The following is a 14505-nucleotide window of genomic DNA, read 5'->3' on the forward strand; positions in this document are numbered from 1 at the left end:
ACTCGTGTGAGTAGGCCTTTTTTAGGTTGTTGTAATGTGCACAGTATAACTTATTTATTATCATTTTCAATTACGATGCGAAAGGAACTGAATGCTTGTTGACTGATATAATCTTCTTCGCTAACTTTAAAAGGAAATGGAAAAGCAACGAGTTGAAAATTACTTTCCTGATCCACTGAAGGCAATGTGAAATTAAAGATTTGTCTTGTTTCAGGTGCAACCTTAGTATAAACGACTTTTCTATTGTTAAATATTTCAACTTGTTTCCAATCTTTAAAAGCTACGATTGCGTAAGTCATTTCATCATTCGTTTCATTACCGTTTGATAGGGTTAATTGCTTGCCTTCCTTTTCAAAGAAGACAGTTTGTAAGTTCTCTTCACGGTTCGTAACAAATAATGGTTCGTAAAGACCATCTTTTAAAATAGCATCTGGATCTATAAGGGAGAGTTTTATTTTTTCGTTTTCTTTCTGAAAAGGATGCATTGAATATCGCATACTTAGAATATCTTCTAAAATTGCTGCTTTATTTAAGTTATTATCTTTTAATTTGTATTCAGGTTTTTTAATTATTAAAAAGGTTAATTCATTTCCATTAGGAGAGGTGTGTAAAGAGATTTTCGTAGTAATTGAACTGTTTGGTTTCATATCAAAAAAATAGTGTGATATTTCATTAGTAGTATCTTCTATTCTAAAAGGTTTTTGTTCGTAATCTTCTAGAACAATTAATCCATATTTTCGGTTTTCATTAATAGTATGTACGAATGATAATGTTACATTAATTTTATTATCCTCACTAGTAATTGTACTGCCATTGTTGATATGTTGGCCTTGATTATCCTTCAATCCGTAAGAAATAGTATTGGTTTGTTGCTCTCGTTTATTTTCTATGGAAAGAGGATGAGGTTGTATGATTGAAGTATTGAACAAAATATAAATTGTAAGTAATGAAATAAGTAAAACACCGCTAATAATATATATTTGTTTCATAAATAGCACCTCAATATATGTAAAGTATTAGAGAAAAAAGATATGCAAGATGCATATCTTTTTTCTCTTTCTTACCAGAAGGCTTTTGTTTCGTGATTTACATCATTATAACCACTTAATTTATAGGTATGATTACCGATAGCGTAATCATCTCCATAATAAACGCTTGTGTTGGTCGCTGTAGCATTTACAAAGGATGATTTTTTTGCACTATTACTTTTCGTATTTACTAATGAGCCATCGCCATTGAAAGTTCTTGCTTTTGCATAAACATAGTCTTCGGTCGTAGTTGATTTCGATTTCGCAACTGCATATGGGTTACCAAAAAAGGGAGTATATACGCTAATGTTAGAGTCATTCTTAGGTGCAGCTGCAACAGTCAAACTAGGAACAATAGATGTTTTTGTTGATTGAATTGTATCAAAGTCAACTAAAACGGGCTGCTTGTCTACAGTGTCGACCTCTGAAGCACTTGCGTTATTAGTAAAACCAAAACCTAAAACCGCTAACCCTAAAGTTGTCACCGATAAAGATTTTTTCATATTCACTAATTTTCCCACCTTTTTAAATTTTTGAGTTCGAACTCAATTCGTACAATATATGAAAAATTCGAAATTCTCAATGGTTTATCCCATATTTAACTTTTCTTTTACTTTCAATTCAACATATCTTCATTTGCAAAAAAGCGAATATATCTTCTAATGCTTAGCCAGCAAGGAATATAGGTTTAACCTTATGAAATTTGTGTAAATTTTAATCTATTCATGTCATTATGTCTGTTATTTTTAAATTCATATGGGAAACTTATTTAAAAAAGGATGGTGACAAAAATGACAATTGATCGAATTTGTACAATTGGACCCGCAAGTAATAATAAAGAAACGTTAGCACAGTTAATAAAGAATGGTATGAAAATTGTTCGACTAAATTTATCGCATGGCACGCATGAAAGTCATAAAGACATCATTCGTTTAGTGAAATCATTAGATGACTCTATTAAATTTTTGGGTGATGTACAAGGTCCTAAAATAAGATTAGGTGAAGTGAAGGGAGAGCAAATTACACTTCAGGCAGGAGATTCTTTTATTTTACATACACAACCAGTTACAGGGAGTAATACAGAAGCAAGCGTTGATTATGAAGGAATTGCGAATGATGTGAAAGTAGACAGTAGAATTTTGATTAATGATGGAGAAGTTGAATTAATTGTTGAAAAGATAAGTACGGACAAAATAGAAACGAAGGTAAAAACAGGTGGCAATATCTCATCTCATAAAGGAGTTAATTTACCAGATGCGGCTGTTCGTTTACCAGCTATTACAGAGAAAGATAAAAAAGATATTCAGTTTCTTTTAGAAGAGAATGTTGATTTTATCGCGTGTTCTTTCGTAAGAAAACCTAGTCATATAAAAGAAATACGGGATTTTATACAACAGTATAAAGAAACGTCACCTAATGTAATTGCAAAAATAGAAACGATGGAAGCAATCGAGAATTTTCAAGATATATGTAAAGAAGCAGATGGAATTATGATTGCAAGGGGCGATTTAGGAGTAGAGTTACCGTATCAATGCATTCCGCTTTTACAGAAAATGATGATTCAGGAATGTAATCGAACGAATACATATGTCATTACAGCAACACAAATGCTTCAATCTATGGTAGATCATTCTATTCCAACAAGAGCAGAGGTGACTGATGTGTTTCAAGCTGTACTGGACGGGACGAATGCAGTTATGCTTTCAGCTGAAAGTGCATCAGGAGAACATCCAATCGAAAGTGTGAGAACATTACGTCTCGTTTCAGAATTTGCGGAGCATGTTAAAAAAGATGGACCTTTTGCGATGAAAGATGTACTGCAATTACTGCGTGAGTCTCTGGATGAGTAATAAATAAAAAGAGGGCGGATATGCATCCCCCCTCGTGTTTACTCTTGTTCTTGTTCATCTAAAATCTTTTCAAACGCAGCAGATACTTTATCAAACTCTTCATCATTTTCAATGTATGAAAACTCATTATCTTCTTCTACTTTTAAAAAGAAAATATCAATGTCTTCCTCAGTTTCTGTTTGGATATCTTCAACAAAGGCAACTGCAATATATTCTGCGCCTTCGACATCCATCGCTCCAAGTACTTCTACTTCTTGCTCTTCGTTATTCTCATCACTAAGAGTAAACACTTCGCCAACTTCAATATCAGACATATTCATTCTCCTCCTGTTCGACTCTAAAAATAGAGCGCTCAAACTGTATACATACTAATATATCTTTCCATGAAAAATCAAATTCATACATAAGAAAAACGACTGATAGTTCTTTAGTATAAGTATCCAGCTATTAGGAGCATTATTTGTGTGTGCTATATTACTTAATCCATTCAACAATTGTATCCATAGTCTGTCTTGTTTTATCACGCTTTGGCTCTTCTTTACGGTAACCAAAGGCAACCATAACTGATGCTTCAAAGTTATCGCCTTGTATAATGCCTTCTTGACGAAGTAAAGAATCTACTTCCTCTTTATCAAATCCTTCTATTGGACAAGAATCAATACCGATTTGAGCTGCGCTCGTCATCATATTACCTAAAGCAATATAAGTTTGTTTAGATGCCCAATCAAATACAGCACGATCGGATTGTAATAAGTTAAAATCTGTTTCCTGGAACTTTTTGAAGAATTCATATCTAATTTTTTGAGTGTCTTCAGGCAATCCAATAATATCGTTCATCATATATTTAATATACTCTGCATCATAGTGCATATCTTTAATGTTTCTTGAAAGAACAATGACGAAGTGGCTTGCTGTTGCAAGTTGCCCACCAGCGCCCCATGAATACGGTTGTAGTTTTTCTCTTAATTCTTTATTTTGTACGACAATAAATTTCCAAGGCTCATATCCAAAAGAAGAAGGAGATAATCTGCCTGTTTCTAAAATGAATTTAAAATCCTCTTCTGAAATTTTGTGTATAGGATCGAACTCTTTACATGCATGTCTGAAATGAAAAGCCTCCATAATTTTCTCTTTTGTAATTTCTTTTGTATTTGTCATAAAAGTTCCTCTTTTCGTTAATTTATTTTGTAAGTAAATTATATTTTTAAAGTAACATAGACACAAGTACGCACATTTTTGTGTTATAGTATCAAAAAAGATACTATTGGTAAGGGAAAGGAGTTATGATGGATTGTTCGAATGAAAATAATATAAATTACCCATTTTTAAATAAATATTCTTGTCCAGTTGAAGCTATGGTTGAGGTTATTGGTGGAAAATGGAAAGGGGTTATTTTGTATCATTTATTAGATGGTACAAAGCGGTTTAATGAATTAAAAAGATTAAAACCTAATATCACACAAAGAATGTTAACACTGCAGCTGAGAGAACTTGAAGCAGACGGCATCATCCATCGTGAAGTATACCGTGAAGTTCCACCTAAAGTAGAATATTCGTTAACTGAGCTTGGTGAATCACTACGTCCAATGATTCTATTAATGATGGAATGGGCGACTCATAATATGGAGAAAGTTTTGGAAAGTAGGAATACGAAAAATAATAGTTAAGAGTTGTAGAAATAAAAGGTGTTTTCCATACGTAAAGACACCTTTTATCCCGCATTAACGGGCAGTAAGATCCCCACCTCAAAATTCAGTGGAAGCAAAGAAGTTAGGTGGGGGATGAACAAAACCCCCACTGATTAAAGTTTCACTTTATTTCTATGTTTTTTACTTTTTAACTTCAACTGCTGAAATTGCAAAGTCATTCAAGTTTACAGTTTTACCATACCAATCAGAGTGTTTGAAGACGATACCTTTACCATATCCTTCAGTTGAAGTACGATCCCATAGCGTTGTCGAATAGCTAGCAGTAGGGGATGCTGTACTTACAGAAGAAATTCTATTTTGCCAATTAGGAGGCAAATTTTTAAAACCGCTACTAAGAGAAAAATACTCGCCACCTTTATTTGCATGTTCATAGAAATCTGTACTATTAGGTCCGCTCCCTCCAACACCAAGGGGATTGATTGTATTATTCAACCTTTGTTTGTCTTTTTCAATAAAAGAATCTAAACTTTCTTTGTTCGAAAATCCATAAGATAACCAGTCTCCATTTTGATTTTGTTTCGGTAGAACTACAGTTATTTTTACGTCTTCCTTAGATGGAGCACCCAATTTGTTAAACGAATCTACAGTCTTTTCATCTACAGTTACATATTCAAAAGAGCTAATCGAATAATCCTTTTCGGTACTAGCTGATACTGACCCCAGTCCTCCAGTTAACGACGAAACAGTTAATAATGCACCTGCTACCAACTTTTTCAGCATGGATTCATCTCCTTAAAACTTAGATTTTTTACATAACTAAAATGTATGTTAATTTGAATGTATTATAAATATTTAGAAATTTATAAAAAATAAACAGAATATTCTTTTATTAGTCTTGAGTAAGGAAAGTAATTAAAAATGAAAAAAAGGTTTACTTAAAAAGTAAATCCTTTTTGCCAACCTATCTCAAAACTCTATGGATTAAAGTTTCATTTTATCCATCTATGAATCATACACTTCTTTTGCATTCATAGAAACAGCATCTAATAAAAGAAAAATGGCTGCTATCATATGTAGAAGGATTTCTATATAAGGAAAGAAGGCAACTAGAGTAACGATAATACCTATATAATGAGCGTACGTATTCATGCCTGCTTTTTTAGCTAATAAAATAGTAGTGATATGTAAAGCAATCAATAGTAGTAAAGGTATCCCATCTAGGTTAACAAGACTTGGAAATATATAATAGCAAGGAAGTAATAAAAGATGATAGATCCCTGTAGGCCACTTTAGTGCTTGTATGTAAGTTTTCAAAGTAAATCCTCCTAAAATAATTAATATCTATATATTACCAAAAAAGATAGGTGATTGGATATTAAACACTTGTGGTTTTTAGTATAATATAATTATTTTATGTTAACTAATTGTTTCCTTATCTATAAAATAGAAAAACCACCCAAACGAGGGTGGTTCGTATTATAAATAACTACTTAAAGAAGAAAGGGGAACCTTCACCTCACTACCTTCCTTCATATTCCGCAGCATAACGGTTTCTGTACTAAGTTCTTCTTCACCAATAATAAGCACGTAAGGGATATTCTCTTTATTGGCATAATTAAGAGCACGTTTTAATTTGCGTCCTGCTAGTTCGAGTTCGACTTTTAAGGAAGTGGTAGAACGTAATTGCTGGGCAATTTGTAAGCATTGTAATTCTGTCCCGAGTGGGATGATAAATACATCCGCTGTAGATGATATCGTTTCTTTCTGTGAGAGTGCTGTATAAATAACGTCTAAACCGAATGAAATACCGACTGTTGGATAGCTAATATTATCGCCACGGAATGCCCCAATAATATTATCGTATCGACCGCCGCTACCGATGCTAGATGTAATCGATCCATCTTTTAAAAAGATTTCATATATGGTGCCTGTGTACATTGTAAGTCCTCGCGCTAAAAACGGATTGAATATAGCATTTTCATTTATTCCAAGAGCGATTAAATATTGCTGTAATTGTTGCAATTCGTTTACTCCATCGGCAACGATTGGAGTATTGAAAGCGTCTTTAAAGTCATCAATTGAAAGCTTTAGACAAGATAATACAGTATTACATATTGTATCAGCCATTTCTTTAGAAATTCCGCGCTCTAATACATCTTTTCGTACACCATCAATCCCAATCTTTTCGATTTTGTCTAATGATAAAATGACGTCACTTGTTAATTCAGTAGGGATGTTAATGGCCTGAAGAATACCATTTAACAGTTTTCGGTTATTATATTGGATCGTTATCTCTAAGTTTAATGTTCGGAACAGCTCAAACGCCATGCTCATAAGTTCAGCTTCTGCCATAACTGATTCTACACCAACTATATCAACGTCACATTGAATGAACTCACGAAATCTTCCTTGTTTAATTGGTCCATCTCGAAAGACTTTTCCAATTTCATACCGTTTAAAAGGAAGGCGGATGTTCGGATTCATTGCAACGACTTTTGCGAATGGAATTGTTAAATCATAGCGTAAGGCAAGGTCACGTTTTCCTTGATCCTGAAGTGTATATATTTCTTTTAATATTTCATCGCCACCACCGTACTTGTAAGACATAAGCTCATACATATTTAACATTGGTGTCTCTAACGGTTTGCATCCGTATCGTTCAAATGTATCTTCGCAAGTTCTTTTAATTTTATTTCGCAGCACTTGCTCCTCTGGTAAATAGTCTTTCGTTCCTTTTACATTTTTCATTTCCATTGTAATCACTCCTTTTTTTAATTAAAAAAAGCTATGCAGGTATAAAAATACCCACATAGCTTTATGAACGCTTCGTGGGTCAACAGGAAAAGCCCTGTACCCACGAAGAAAAATTTTTCTTCGGATACACGGCGTTACGTATGATGATGAAGTTGGAAAGAAGTATTAAAATTTCGCATTGCAAATCTCTCCTTAACGTAAGTTTTTCCAAATTATATCAGATGATTTTTGAATTATCAATATTTTTAGTTTTGAAATATACGTGAAGTTATGTAGGAGAAATGGAAAATGGTGTATAATAAAACTTAATAATATGAAATAACCTTTTAAGGAGAACGTTATGAAAAAAGATAAAACAAATGCGATGCGAATATTAGATAAAGAAAAGATCGAATATTCGATGATGTCATATGATCCAGACGATGGGAAAATTGATGGCGTATCAGTAGCCGAGAAAATTGGACGAGAAGTGAGAGAAGTATATAAAACGTTAATCGCTCAAGGGAATAGTAAAAATTATCATGTGTTTATCATCCCAGTAGATGAGGAATTAAATTTAAAAGCTGCCGCAAAAGCAGTAAGTGAAAAGAAGATTGAAATGATTCCTGTAAAAGATATTACGAAAGTGTCAGGATACATTCGCGGTGGTTGTTCACCAGTCGGAATGAAGAAGTTATTTTCTACATGTATCGATGAAAGCGCCCAATCACTTGAAACGATGATCGTAAGTGGCGGGAAGATTGGTATACAAATTGAGCTGAAAGTGGATGACTTGGCGAAAGTGACGAGAGCGCAGTTTGGAGAGGTAACGAAGTAAATATACATATAAAAAGAAGTTCTAGTTTTATGGGACTTCTTTTTATTTTAGGAAGATTTTCATTAACGATTGCTGTAGGATAAACTAGTTTAGTATATATTTTTTTTACGATGTAAGTTATTTGGGAAGGTTATTTTTTTATCGGATTTATCTTTAAAAACGAACATTTTTAAAAACTTAACGAAAAATGTTCATGTTTTAATTGCGCGCACACTAATAGTTTGTTATATTATCCATATAATAATTTTGAATAACATCACTCGTATATACTCGGTAATATGGTCCGAGCGTTTCTACCTAGTTCCCAATGAAAGAACTGGACTACGGGTTAAAGTATTCGGCCGTTCTATGCTAATGAGCGCTACCGATCTATAATTTGGCATTTGTTTTATCTTTTGCTCAATTAACTTTGACTACCGTAGTTCTAGAAAGTAGAGATTCTTCTACAATTTCTAGAACTTTTTTGTTTGGACCAAAAGCATCGAGTATAGAAAACACAACAAGAGAAAGAGGAGAGATTATTTATGAAGAAGAATACGTTGAAAAAATGTGCTGCCCTAGTAACTACTGTTGCATTGTCATTCTCGATACTTGTGGGATGTAATGCGAGTCCGAAACAAGTTGAGGAAAAAAGCAATCAAAAACCTATCTTAATTCAAGGGCCAATGCCGATAGAAGCAGAAAAGTTTGCGAAAAGGCTAAAAAATGTGAAAGAAGAAAAGTCTGGAACTTTTGTATTTTATAAAGGAACTGTCGACAATTATCCTGTAATCGTTGCGAAAACAGGTAAAGGAATGGAGAATACAGCAGCTGCTACAGCGGTGGCTATTGAAAAATATAAACCTACAGCAATTATTAACCAAGGAACATCAGGTGGACATGATCCAAATTTAAATGTATTTGATATTGTATTAGGAAAACAAGTTGCAAATATAGGTTCATTAAAAACAACAAATATGGATGAGAATCAAGGAATTGAGCCGACAAAATGGATATCTATGGACTTAATGGCTTCTGAAGGAAGTGCAGGAGAAGATCCAAATGCTGAGAAAATCCGATACTACGAAGGAGATAAGGATTTACTTGCAGCAGCTAATGCGGTAAAAGATAAATATACAAAAGGTAAAGTGGTTGAAGGTACTATAGGCTCAGCAGACCTTTGGAATAATGAAGTAGATAGAATTAAGTGGTTCCATACAAAATACGGTACATCTGTAGAAGAAATGGAAGGAGCTGCTGCAGCTCAAATCGCGAAAGCTTATGATGTCCCATTTTTAGGGATTCGAGTATTATCTAATAATAAAACAAACGGCGGGAAATATAACCCAAATACAGCAGCCGCAAATCAAGAATATGTATATGAAGTAGTTAAAAAATATATAGATTCAATGCAAAGTAAATAGTAGTAGTTCTGCTCCAGCATAAACGTCAAGTAACTGTAAATGTTTTCGAGACGGATAAACTTGTCTTAGGAATGGTAGTTGAAAAAAAAGCTTGTTTCTTATAGAAAATATAAGAAACAAGCTTTTTTATTTAAAATAAATTGGGTAATTAAACTATAACATCAATATATACCGTTGAATATCATAATAATATAATGGGGGTGATGTTATATGGCACTTACTACAGGACCAATTGAAAACGTAGGAAATCAACCTGCTAATGCAAATAGAGTTAGGGTAAAGATCCTTAACCGTACTGCGGGCCCACTTACTGGAGTAGCTAGAGTTTTTAGACTTGACGGTTCATTAGTATTAATTGAACAGGTAAACTTCAATGTGAATTCTAATGCTTCTACTTTTGCAACTCTAAGTTTAGTTCATCCTGCTTTTGGACAAGCATTTGAATATGAAGTTCAAATTGTTCCTAATCAACCTGGTGGACTATATAGTGTTTATGGACTAACAGCTGACAGTGTTATCATTACTGCACAACGTGTTGTGAACTCAGAATTGACACAGTTTCTTTAATTAAAATAGATTGGTGCCTACATGGTATCCAATCTATTTTTGTACGTATTATTCAGAGAAAGAAAGGTTTTACACAAAAATAAAGACAGTTATAGAAAAGGGAAAAGTCGAGCTATCATCTTGATTTTTATTATTTCTGTCTTAGATTGTATCTGTTTTGTGGCATGGTTTTCTTTGAATGCTTTTTATTCAAACTGTTTTTTAAAGTATTTATCAAATATGCATTATTGCATAAATAAACTTAAATTTATAAGTTAATATTAAACTACTTTTTAATTGTAAAGAATATTTTAATAATCTTTATAAGAGAAGGATATTCCATGTAAAAAGTGAAATTGTTTGGAATGTGAATAAACAAAAAGTTTAGAAGTGATACAGACTGGATAGAGTCGTGTATTAAATAAACAGAAAAGGGGTATGGATTTCTAAAAGGTTTCGGGGGTTAGAAAGCACTTTTTAGTGAATAGCTTCAAATTATATTTTAAAGGGGAATGGGTATATGAAGTTTCGAAATACAAAGATTGCTATGATTACACTATCTTCATTTTTTATTTTAGGTTCTGCATCGCTATCATTCACAGATACTATACACGGTGAAGTAGCTCCTGCATCAGCACAAGAGATTATTGTAAAAAGTTATGACGATACATATTATAATAACGCAATAGGAAAAACGGGGTTAGAATTAAAGAAGGAACTGCATAATATTATTGATAATCATACAAAGTTATCATACAGTGCGGTTTGGGAAGCACTAAGAGATACTGATGAAGATCCAAATAATAAAAATAATGTGTTACTCTTATATACTGGTCGTTCGCAAGGGAAGCTTACGAATGGATCAGGAGTAAATAACTGGAACCGAGAGCATGTTTGGGCAAAATCTCACGGTGACTTTGGAACGACTGCAGGACCTGGAACAGATCTACATCATTTAAGAGCGACGGATGTATCTGTAAATAGTTCACGTGGAAATCTGGATTTTGATAACGGTGGTGTAAATCATTCTGAAGCGACAGAATGTAAATATGATAGTGATTCTTGGGAACCTCGTGATAGTGTAAAAGGAGATATTGCTAGAATGCTGTTTTATATGGCTGTTCGTTACGAGGGGGACAACGGCGAAATAGATTTAGAACTAAATGAAAAAGTGAATAACAATAAAGATGCATACATGGGGAAACTATCTGTTTTATTAAAATGGAATGAACAAGACCCGGTCGATGATTTAGAGCGAAAGCGTAATGAAGTGATTTTTACAAAATATCAACATAACCGCAATCCTTTTATTGATCATCCTGAATGGGTAAATAAAATTTGGAACTAAGATTTTTAAAGGTATTATATTTTGATAAAAGGGATTGATCATTATGATCAATCCCTTCTTATATGTTTACTAGAATAAATGATTTTTATAGGATTGAAGAGGAGAATAGGATAGATATTTTATCAAGTTAAGTATATATGGGTATTTTAGTACGGTCCCCACTCAATATTCACCCCAATAATAAGAAAAACAAGTCCAATGATAAACCAAATGAATGCAAGTGGAGCCATGAATCGAATCCATTTGCCGTAAGAAATGCCGCTTGCTGCGAGAACGCCCATTAAAACACCGGAAGTTGGATTTAAGCAGTTTACTACACCTTCCCCAAGCATAACAGCCTGTACTGTAACTTGGCGTGTAATGTGCATGAAATCAGCTAATGGAGCTAATATCGGAATGAAAATAACCGATTCTCCTGTCCCGGATGAAATGAGGAAATGTAATGCGGCACTACTCACATACATGCCGATAACACCAAATACAGGGCTTTGTCCTTCGAGAGCTTGTGCGAGTTGGTTAACGATTGTATCAAGTAATTTGCCTTGTTCTAAAATGACTGAAATACAGCGAGCCATTCCGACGATTAAAGCACCGTAGATAAGATTTTGGCAGCCAGTTAGAAAAGTGGATGCGATATCGTTTGCTTTCATGCCACCTATTATTCCTGCTGTAATTGCAATGAAAATAAAAGTAGCGGTCATTTCTGCGTCCGTCCAATGTAGACGAAAAGCGCCTATTAAAAATGCAATTAATGATAAAGCTGAAACGAGTAAAATTAATTTATGACGTATCGTCCAAGGAACTTCTTTTTTCTCTGTTTCTTTTTCGTTTGAAAGAGCGTTACTTGGAAACCAGTTGTCGCCGAGAATGCTTCCTTTATTTGATTTTTTCAAGCGTTTTACATACCAATTTATATAAAGGATAGTGGCAAGTAAAAAAGATATATAGATTGCGGTGCGTAAACCAATCCCGGAAAACATCGGAAGTTCTGCGATCTTTTGTGAAATGCCTAAAGGTGAGGGAGATAAAATAGTAGCATTAAAACCAGCATAAGTGCCTAAATAAATAATTGCTACACCGACGATAGCGTCCCATTTTAATGTGCGTGCAACGATGATGCCGATGGGGATAAAACCGATAACTGAGTTAACGATAATACCAGTCGTTCCAAGAATAGAAAAAAGCGAAGCAACTATACAAATGAAAAGTAATTGCTGATTACGAAATTTGTTAATAACATGATAGATTAAACCGTCAAGAGCACCTGTTTTTTCAAGAATTGCAATGGCTCCACCTGTAAATAAAATTAGAAAGATAATAGGAGCAGCAAGTGTCATTCCTTTTTCAATAGCGGTAAAAAAAGAAACAAATCCTACAGGTGATTGCGGAACAGAATGATAGCTACCTGGTATTGTCGTTGTAACGGTCCCGTTTGTAACCCTTTTAAATTCTCCAGCAGGAACGAAATAAGTAGCAATGGCGCAAAGTAAGGCAATAAAAAATAGTAGTACGTACGCATCAGGCATTTTAAACTTTGGTTTACTAGGTTGTTTTTTTGCCTCAGTTTGTATTTGCATAAAATCCCTCCTTCTTCACTTTGTTAATTTTTAATATTCTGAATTTAATCTGTGAAATAGATTATAATAAAGGTAGCTTCTTAAGGCAATAGTTTTTGTATCCTTTCCCGTACATACAAATTATTGCAATATTAGACAGGGAAACGATAATAAGCCAAGAATATGTTATGTAGAAAGAAAAAGGAAAAGAGGGAACAAGATGTGGAAAACTACAGATCTATGTGATGAATTTGAAAAGGAATTACAAATATGTCGCCAGTCTTTTCGGTCTTTTGGGAAGAAAGAACAATTCTACGGAAAAATTGCAACTGTAAAAGTGAAAGATGATAATGTACTAGTGAAGGAAGGATTGCAAACATTACCAGAAGGAACAGTATTAGTTGTTGATGGCGGAGCGTCTACGAATTGTGCTTTACTCGGTGATAATTTGGCAGCTATTGCGGAAGAAAGAAAGCTAGCAGGAATTATTGTGAATGGGTATGTTCGTGATTCTAGTGAACTAAAGAATATTAATATTGGTATTTTAGCGTTAGGAACGATGCCAAATAGAAGTGTGAAAGAAGGAAAAGGAGAACGAAATATTTCATTGCACTTTGGACAAGTAGAATGGAATCCAAATGAATATGTCTATGCGGATGAAGATGGCGTCATTATTAGTGAAAAGAGTTTACATAGTTAAGAGTTAATAAGTTATTATTCTTAGAAAATAAATCCGATAAAGCATGGACAAAATTCTTTGTCAATAGTAAAATAATACAGAAATTTAAAATTTACAGAATGTATAGGTTTATCGTTTTATGATAACTTAAATGGGAGTAAGTTGTGCCAAGAAAAGTGAATGTTATCACAATGATACGTTCATAAACAAAATTATTTTTCCTATACAAATATAGCCGCGAATGATGCGGGTAGGAGGTGTTGTACATTTTTGTTCGACACTTACAAAAAGAGAGTGTCAATCGCACGCCCTTGAAGGGCCTTTTTTTGTGTAAATGGTAGTAAGGGAGGAAATTTTGGGATGGCAATGTTGAAAAAATGGCTGCTTACGTCGTTAATGGCAGTGACACTTGTATTTGTTTCTTTTGCGAATACAGTACATATTACGTTTGCTGAAGGAAATACAGCAAAACTTGCAATTATTGGGGAATCACAAAAAGGCATTATGTTATGTCCGAAAGAAGAGCAAATTAAAGATGGGGAAACAGCTTTAAGTTTGCTGCAAAAGGTCATGGGGGACAAGGTAGAATCTGAAACGATGTCGTTTGGAACATATGTAAAAGGCATCGATGGTTTAATGGCCGGGGCTACAAGTGCTTGGCTGTATGATGTAAATGATAAGTCTGCAGAAGTCGGAGCAGATAGTTATAAATTAAAATCTGGAGACGTTGTTGTCTTTCGTTTTGTTTCAGACTGGAGCAATATAAGCCAGGAAACATTGAAAGAAACGTTAGATAAGTTCGGAACGTGTAAAACAGAAGAACCTAACGGTGGCAAAACAGAAGAACCAAAACCAGAAGGTCAAGACGGTAAAAC

16 protein-coding genes and 1 riboswitch are annotated in these 14505 nt (G+C 33.9%); of the genes, 8 read left to right on the plus strand and 8 right to left on the minus strand.

What is annotated here, in order from left to right; genetic code table 11:
• Window positions 1-50: 50 nt before the first annotated feature.
• Entirely contained in the window at window positions 51-989 is a 939-nt protein-coding gene (locus MR160_RS20465; protein ID WP_000810164.1) for a hypothetical protein, read from the minus strand.
• A 71-nt stretch (window positions 990-1060) separates the two neighbouring features.
• Entirely contained in the window at window positions 1061-1537 is a 477-nt protein-coding gene (locus MR160_RS20470; RefSeq protein ID WP_001056350.1) for a hypothetical protein, read from the minus strand.
• Window positions 1538-1819: 282 nt separating this feature from the next.
• Here MR160_RS20470 and MR160_RS20475 point away from each other — a divergent pair, with 282 nt between their 5' ends.
• Window positions 1820-2878, plus strand: a complete 1059-nt coding sequence (locus MR160_RS20475) for a pyruvate kinase (protein WP_000151077.1) — start codon at window positions 1820-1822, stop codon at window positions 2876-2878.
• 38 nt (window positions 2879-2916) lie between these two features.
• On the opposite strand, the gene MR160_RS20480 is transcribed toward MR160_RS20475, so the two are convergent.
• Window positions 2917-3198, minus strand: a complete 282-nt coding sequence (locus MR160_RS20480) for a DUF1292 domain-containing protein (protein ID WP_002005464.1) — start codon at window positions 3196-3198, stop codon at window positions 2917-2919.
• A 154-nt stretch (window positions 3199-3352) separates the two neighbouring features.
• Complete coding sequence (locus MR160_RS20485) at window positions 3353-4036, minus strand: NAD(P)H-dependent oxidoreductase (protein ID WP_000185604.1); 684 nt, start codon at window positions 4034-4036, stop codon at window positions 3353-3355.
• A 128-nt stretch (window positions 4037-4164) separates the two neighbouring features.
• On the opposite strand from MR160_RS20485, the gene MR160_RS20490 reads away from it, so the two are divergent.
• Window positions 4165-4545: a winged helix-turn-helix transcriptional regulator gene (locus tag MR160_RS20490; protein ID WP_000340656.1), complete on the plus strand. Its 381-nt coding sequence runs from the start codon at window positions 4165-4167 to the stop codon at window positions 4543-4545.
• A 162-nt stretch (window positions 4546-4707) separates the two neighbouring features.
• On the opposite strand, the gene MR160_RS20495 is transcribed toward MR160_RS20490, so the two are convergent.
• The 3 genes from MR160_RS20495 to MR160_RS20505 form a co-directional block, all read right to left on the minus strand.
• Window positions 4708-5307 carry a hypothetical protein gene (locus tag MR160_RS20495; protein WP_000914419.1) on the minus strand — a complete coding sequence of 200 codons (600 nt, stop codon included), beginning with the start codon at window positions 5305-5307 and terminating at the stop codon, window positions 4708-4710.
• A gap of 222 nt (window positions 5308-5529) precedes the next feature.
• A complete protein-coding gene (locus tag MR160_RS20500) occupies window positions 5530-5841 on the minus strand; it encodes a hypothetical protein (RefSeq protein ID WP_000860703.1) in 312 nt (103 codons plus the stop codon).
• Between the two features lie 162 nt (window positions 5842-6003).
• On the minus strand, window positions 6004-7281 hold the full coding sequence (locus tag MR160_RS20505) for a histidine--tRNA ligase (protein ID WP_000425332.1): 1278 nt from the start codon (window positions 7279-7281) through the stop codon (window positions 6004-6006).
• A 340-nt stretch (window positions 7282-7621) separates the two neighbouring features.
• On the opposite strand from MR160_RS20505, the gene ybaK reads away from it, so the two are divergent.
• From ybaK to MR160_RS20525, 4 genes are all read left to right on the plus strand, one after another.
• Window positions 7622-8098, plus strand: coding sequence for a Cys-tRNA(Pro) deacylase (gene ybaK, locus MR160_RS20510; RefSeq protein ID WP_000710860.1), 477 nt, complete (start codon window positions 7622-7624; stop codon window positions 8096-8098).
• Between the two features lie 240 nt (window positions 8099-8338).
• Window positions 8339-8442: riboswitch (purine riboswitch) on the plus strand.
• Window positions 8443-8622: 180 nt separating this feature from the next.
• Window positions 8623-9501, plus strand: coding sequence for a 5'-methylthioadenosine/S-adenosylhomocysteine nucleosidase (locus MR160_RS20515; protein WP_000742458.1), 879 nt, complete (start codon window positions 8623-8625; stop codon window positions 9499-9501).
• 210 nt (window positions 9502-9711) lie between these two features.
• Window positions 9712-10068: a hypothetical protein gene (locus tag MR160_RS20520; protein WP_001229421.1), complete on the plus strand. Its 357-nt coding sequence runs from the start codon at window positions 9712-9714 to the stop codon at window positions 10066-10068.
• Window positions 10069-10567: 499 nt separating this feature from the next.
• A complete protein-coding gene (locus MR160_RS20525) occupies window positions 10568-11395 on the plus strand; it encodes an endonuclease I family protein (protein WP_000672181.1) in 828 nt (275 codons plus the stop codon).
• Between the two features lie 146 nt (window positions 11396-11541).
• Here MR160_RS20525 and MR160_RS20530 read toward each other — a convergent pair whose 3' ends face one another.
• A complete protein-coding gene (locus MR160_RS20530; RefSeq protein ID WP_001166969.1) occupies window positions 11542-12972 on the minus strand; it encodes a YfcC family protein in 1431 nt (476 codons plus the stop codon).
• A gap of 199 nt (window positions 12973-13171) precedes the next feature.
• Here MR160_RS20530 and rraA point away from each other — a divergent pair, with 199 nt between their 5' ends.
• Both rraA and MR160_RS20540 read left to right on the plus strand, forming a co-directional pair.
• Window positions 13172-13651: a ribonuclease E activity regulator RraA gene (gene rraA, locus MR160_RS20535; protein ID WP_000266049.1), complete on the plus strand. Its 480-nt coding sequence runs from the start codon at window positions 13172-13174 to the stop codon at window positions 13649-13651.
• A 339-nt stretch (window positions 13652-13990) separates the two neighbouring features.
• A partial coding sequence (locus MR160_RS20540) for a DUF4430 domain-containing protein (protein ID WP_242297932.1) occupies window positions 13991-14505 on the plus strand: 515 nt, incomplete at its 3' end.

Origin of the sequence: Bacillus cereus group sp. BfR-BA-01382, assembly GCF_022663475.1 — a bacterium.
Lineage (GTDB): Bacteria > Bacillota > Bacilli > Bacillales > Bacillaceae_G > Bacillus_A > Bacillus_A thuringiensis_S.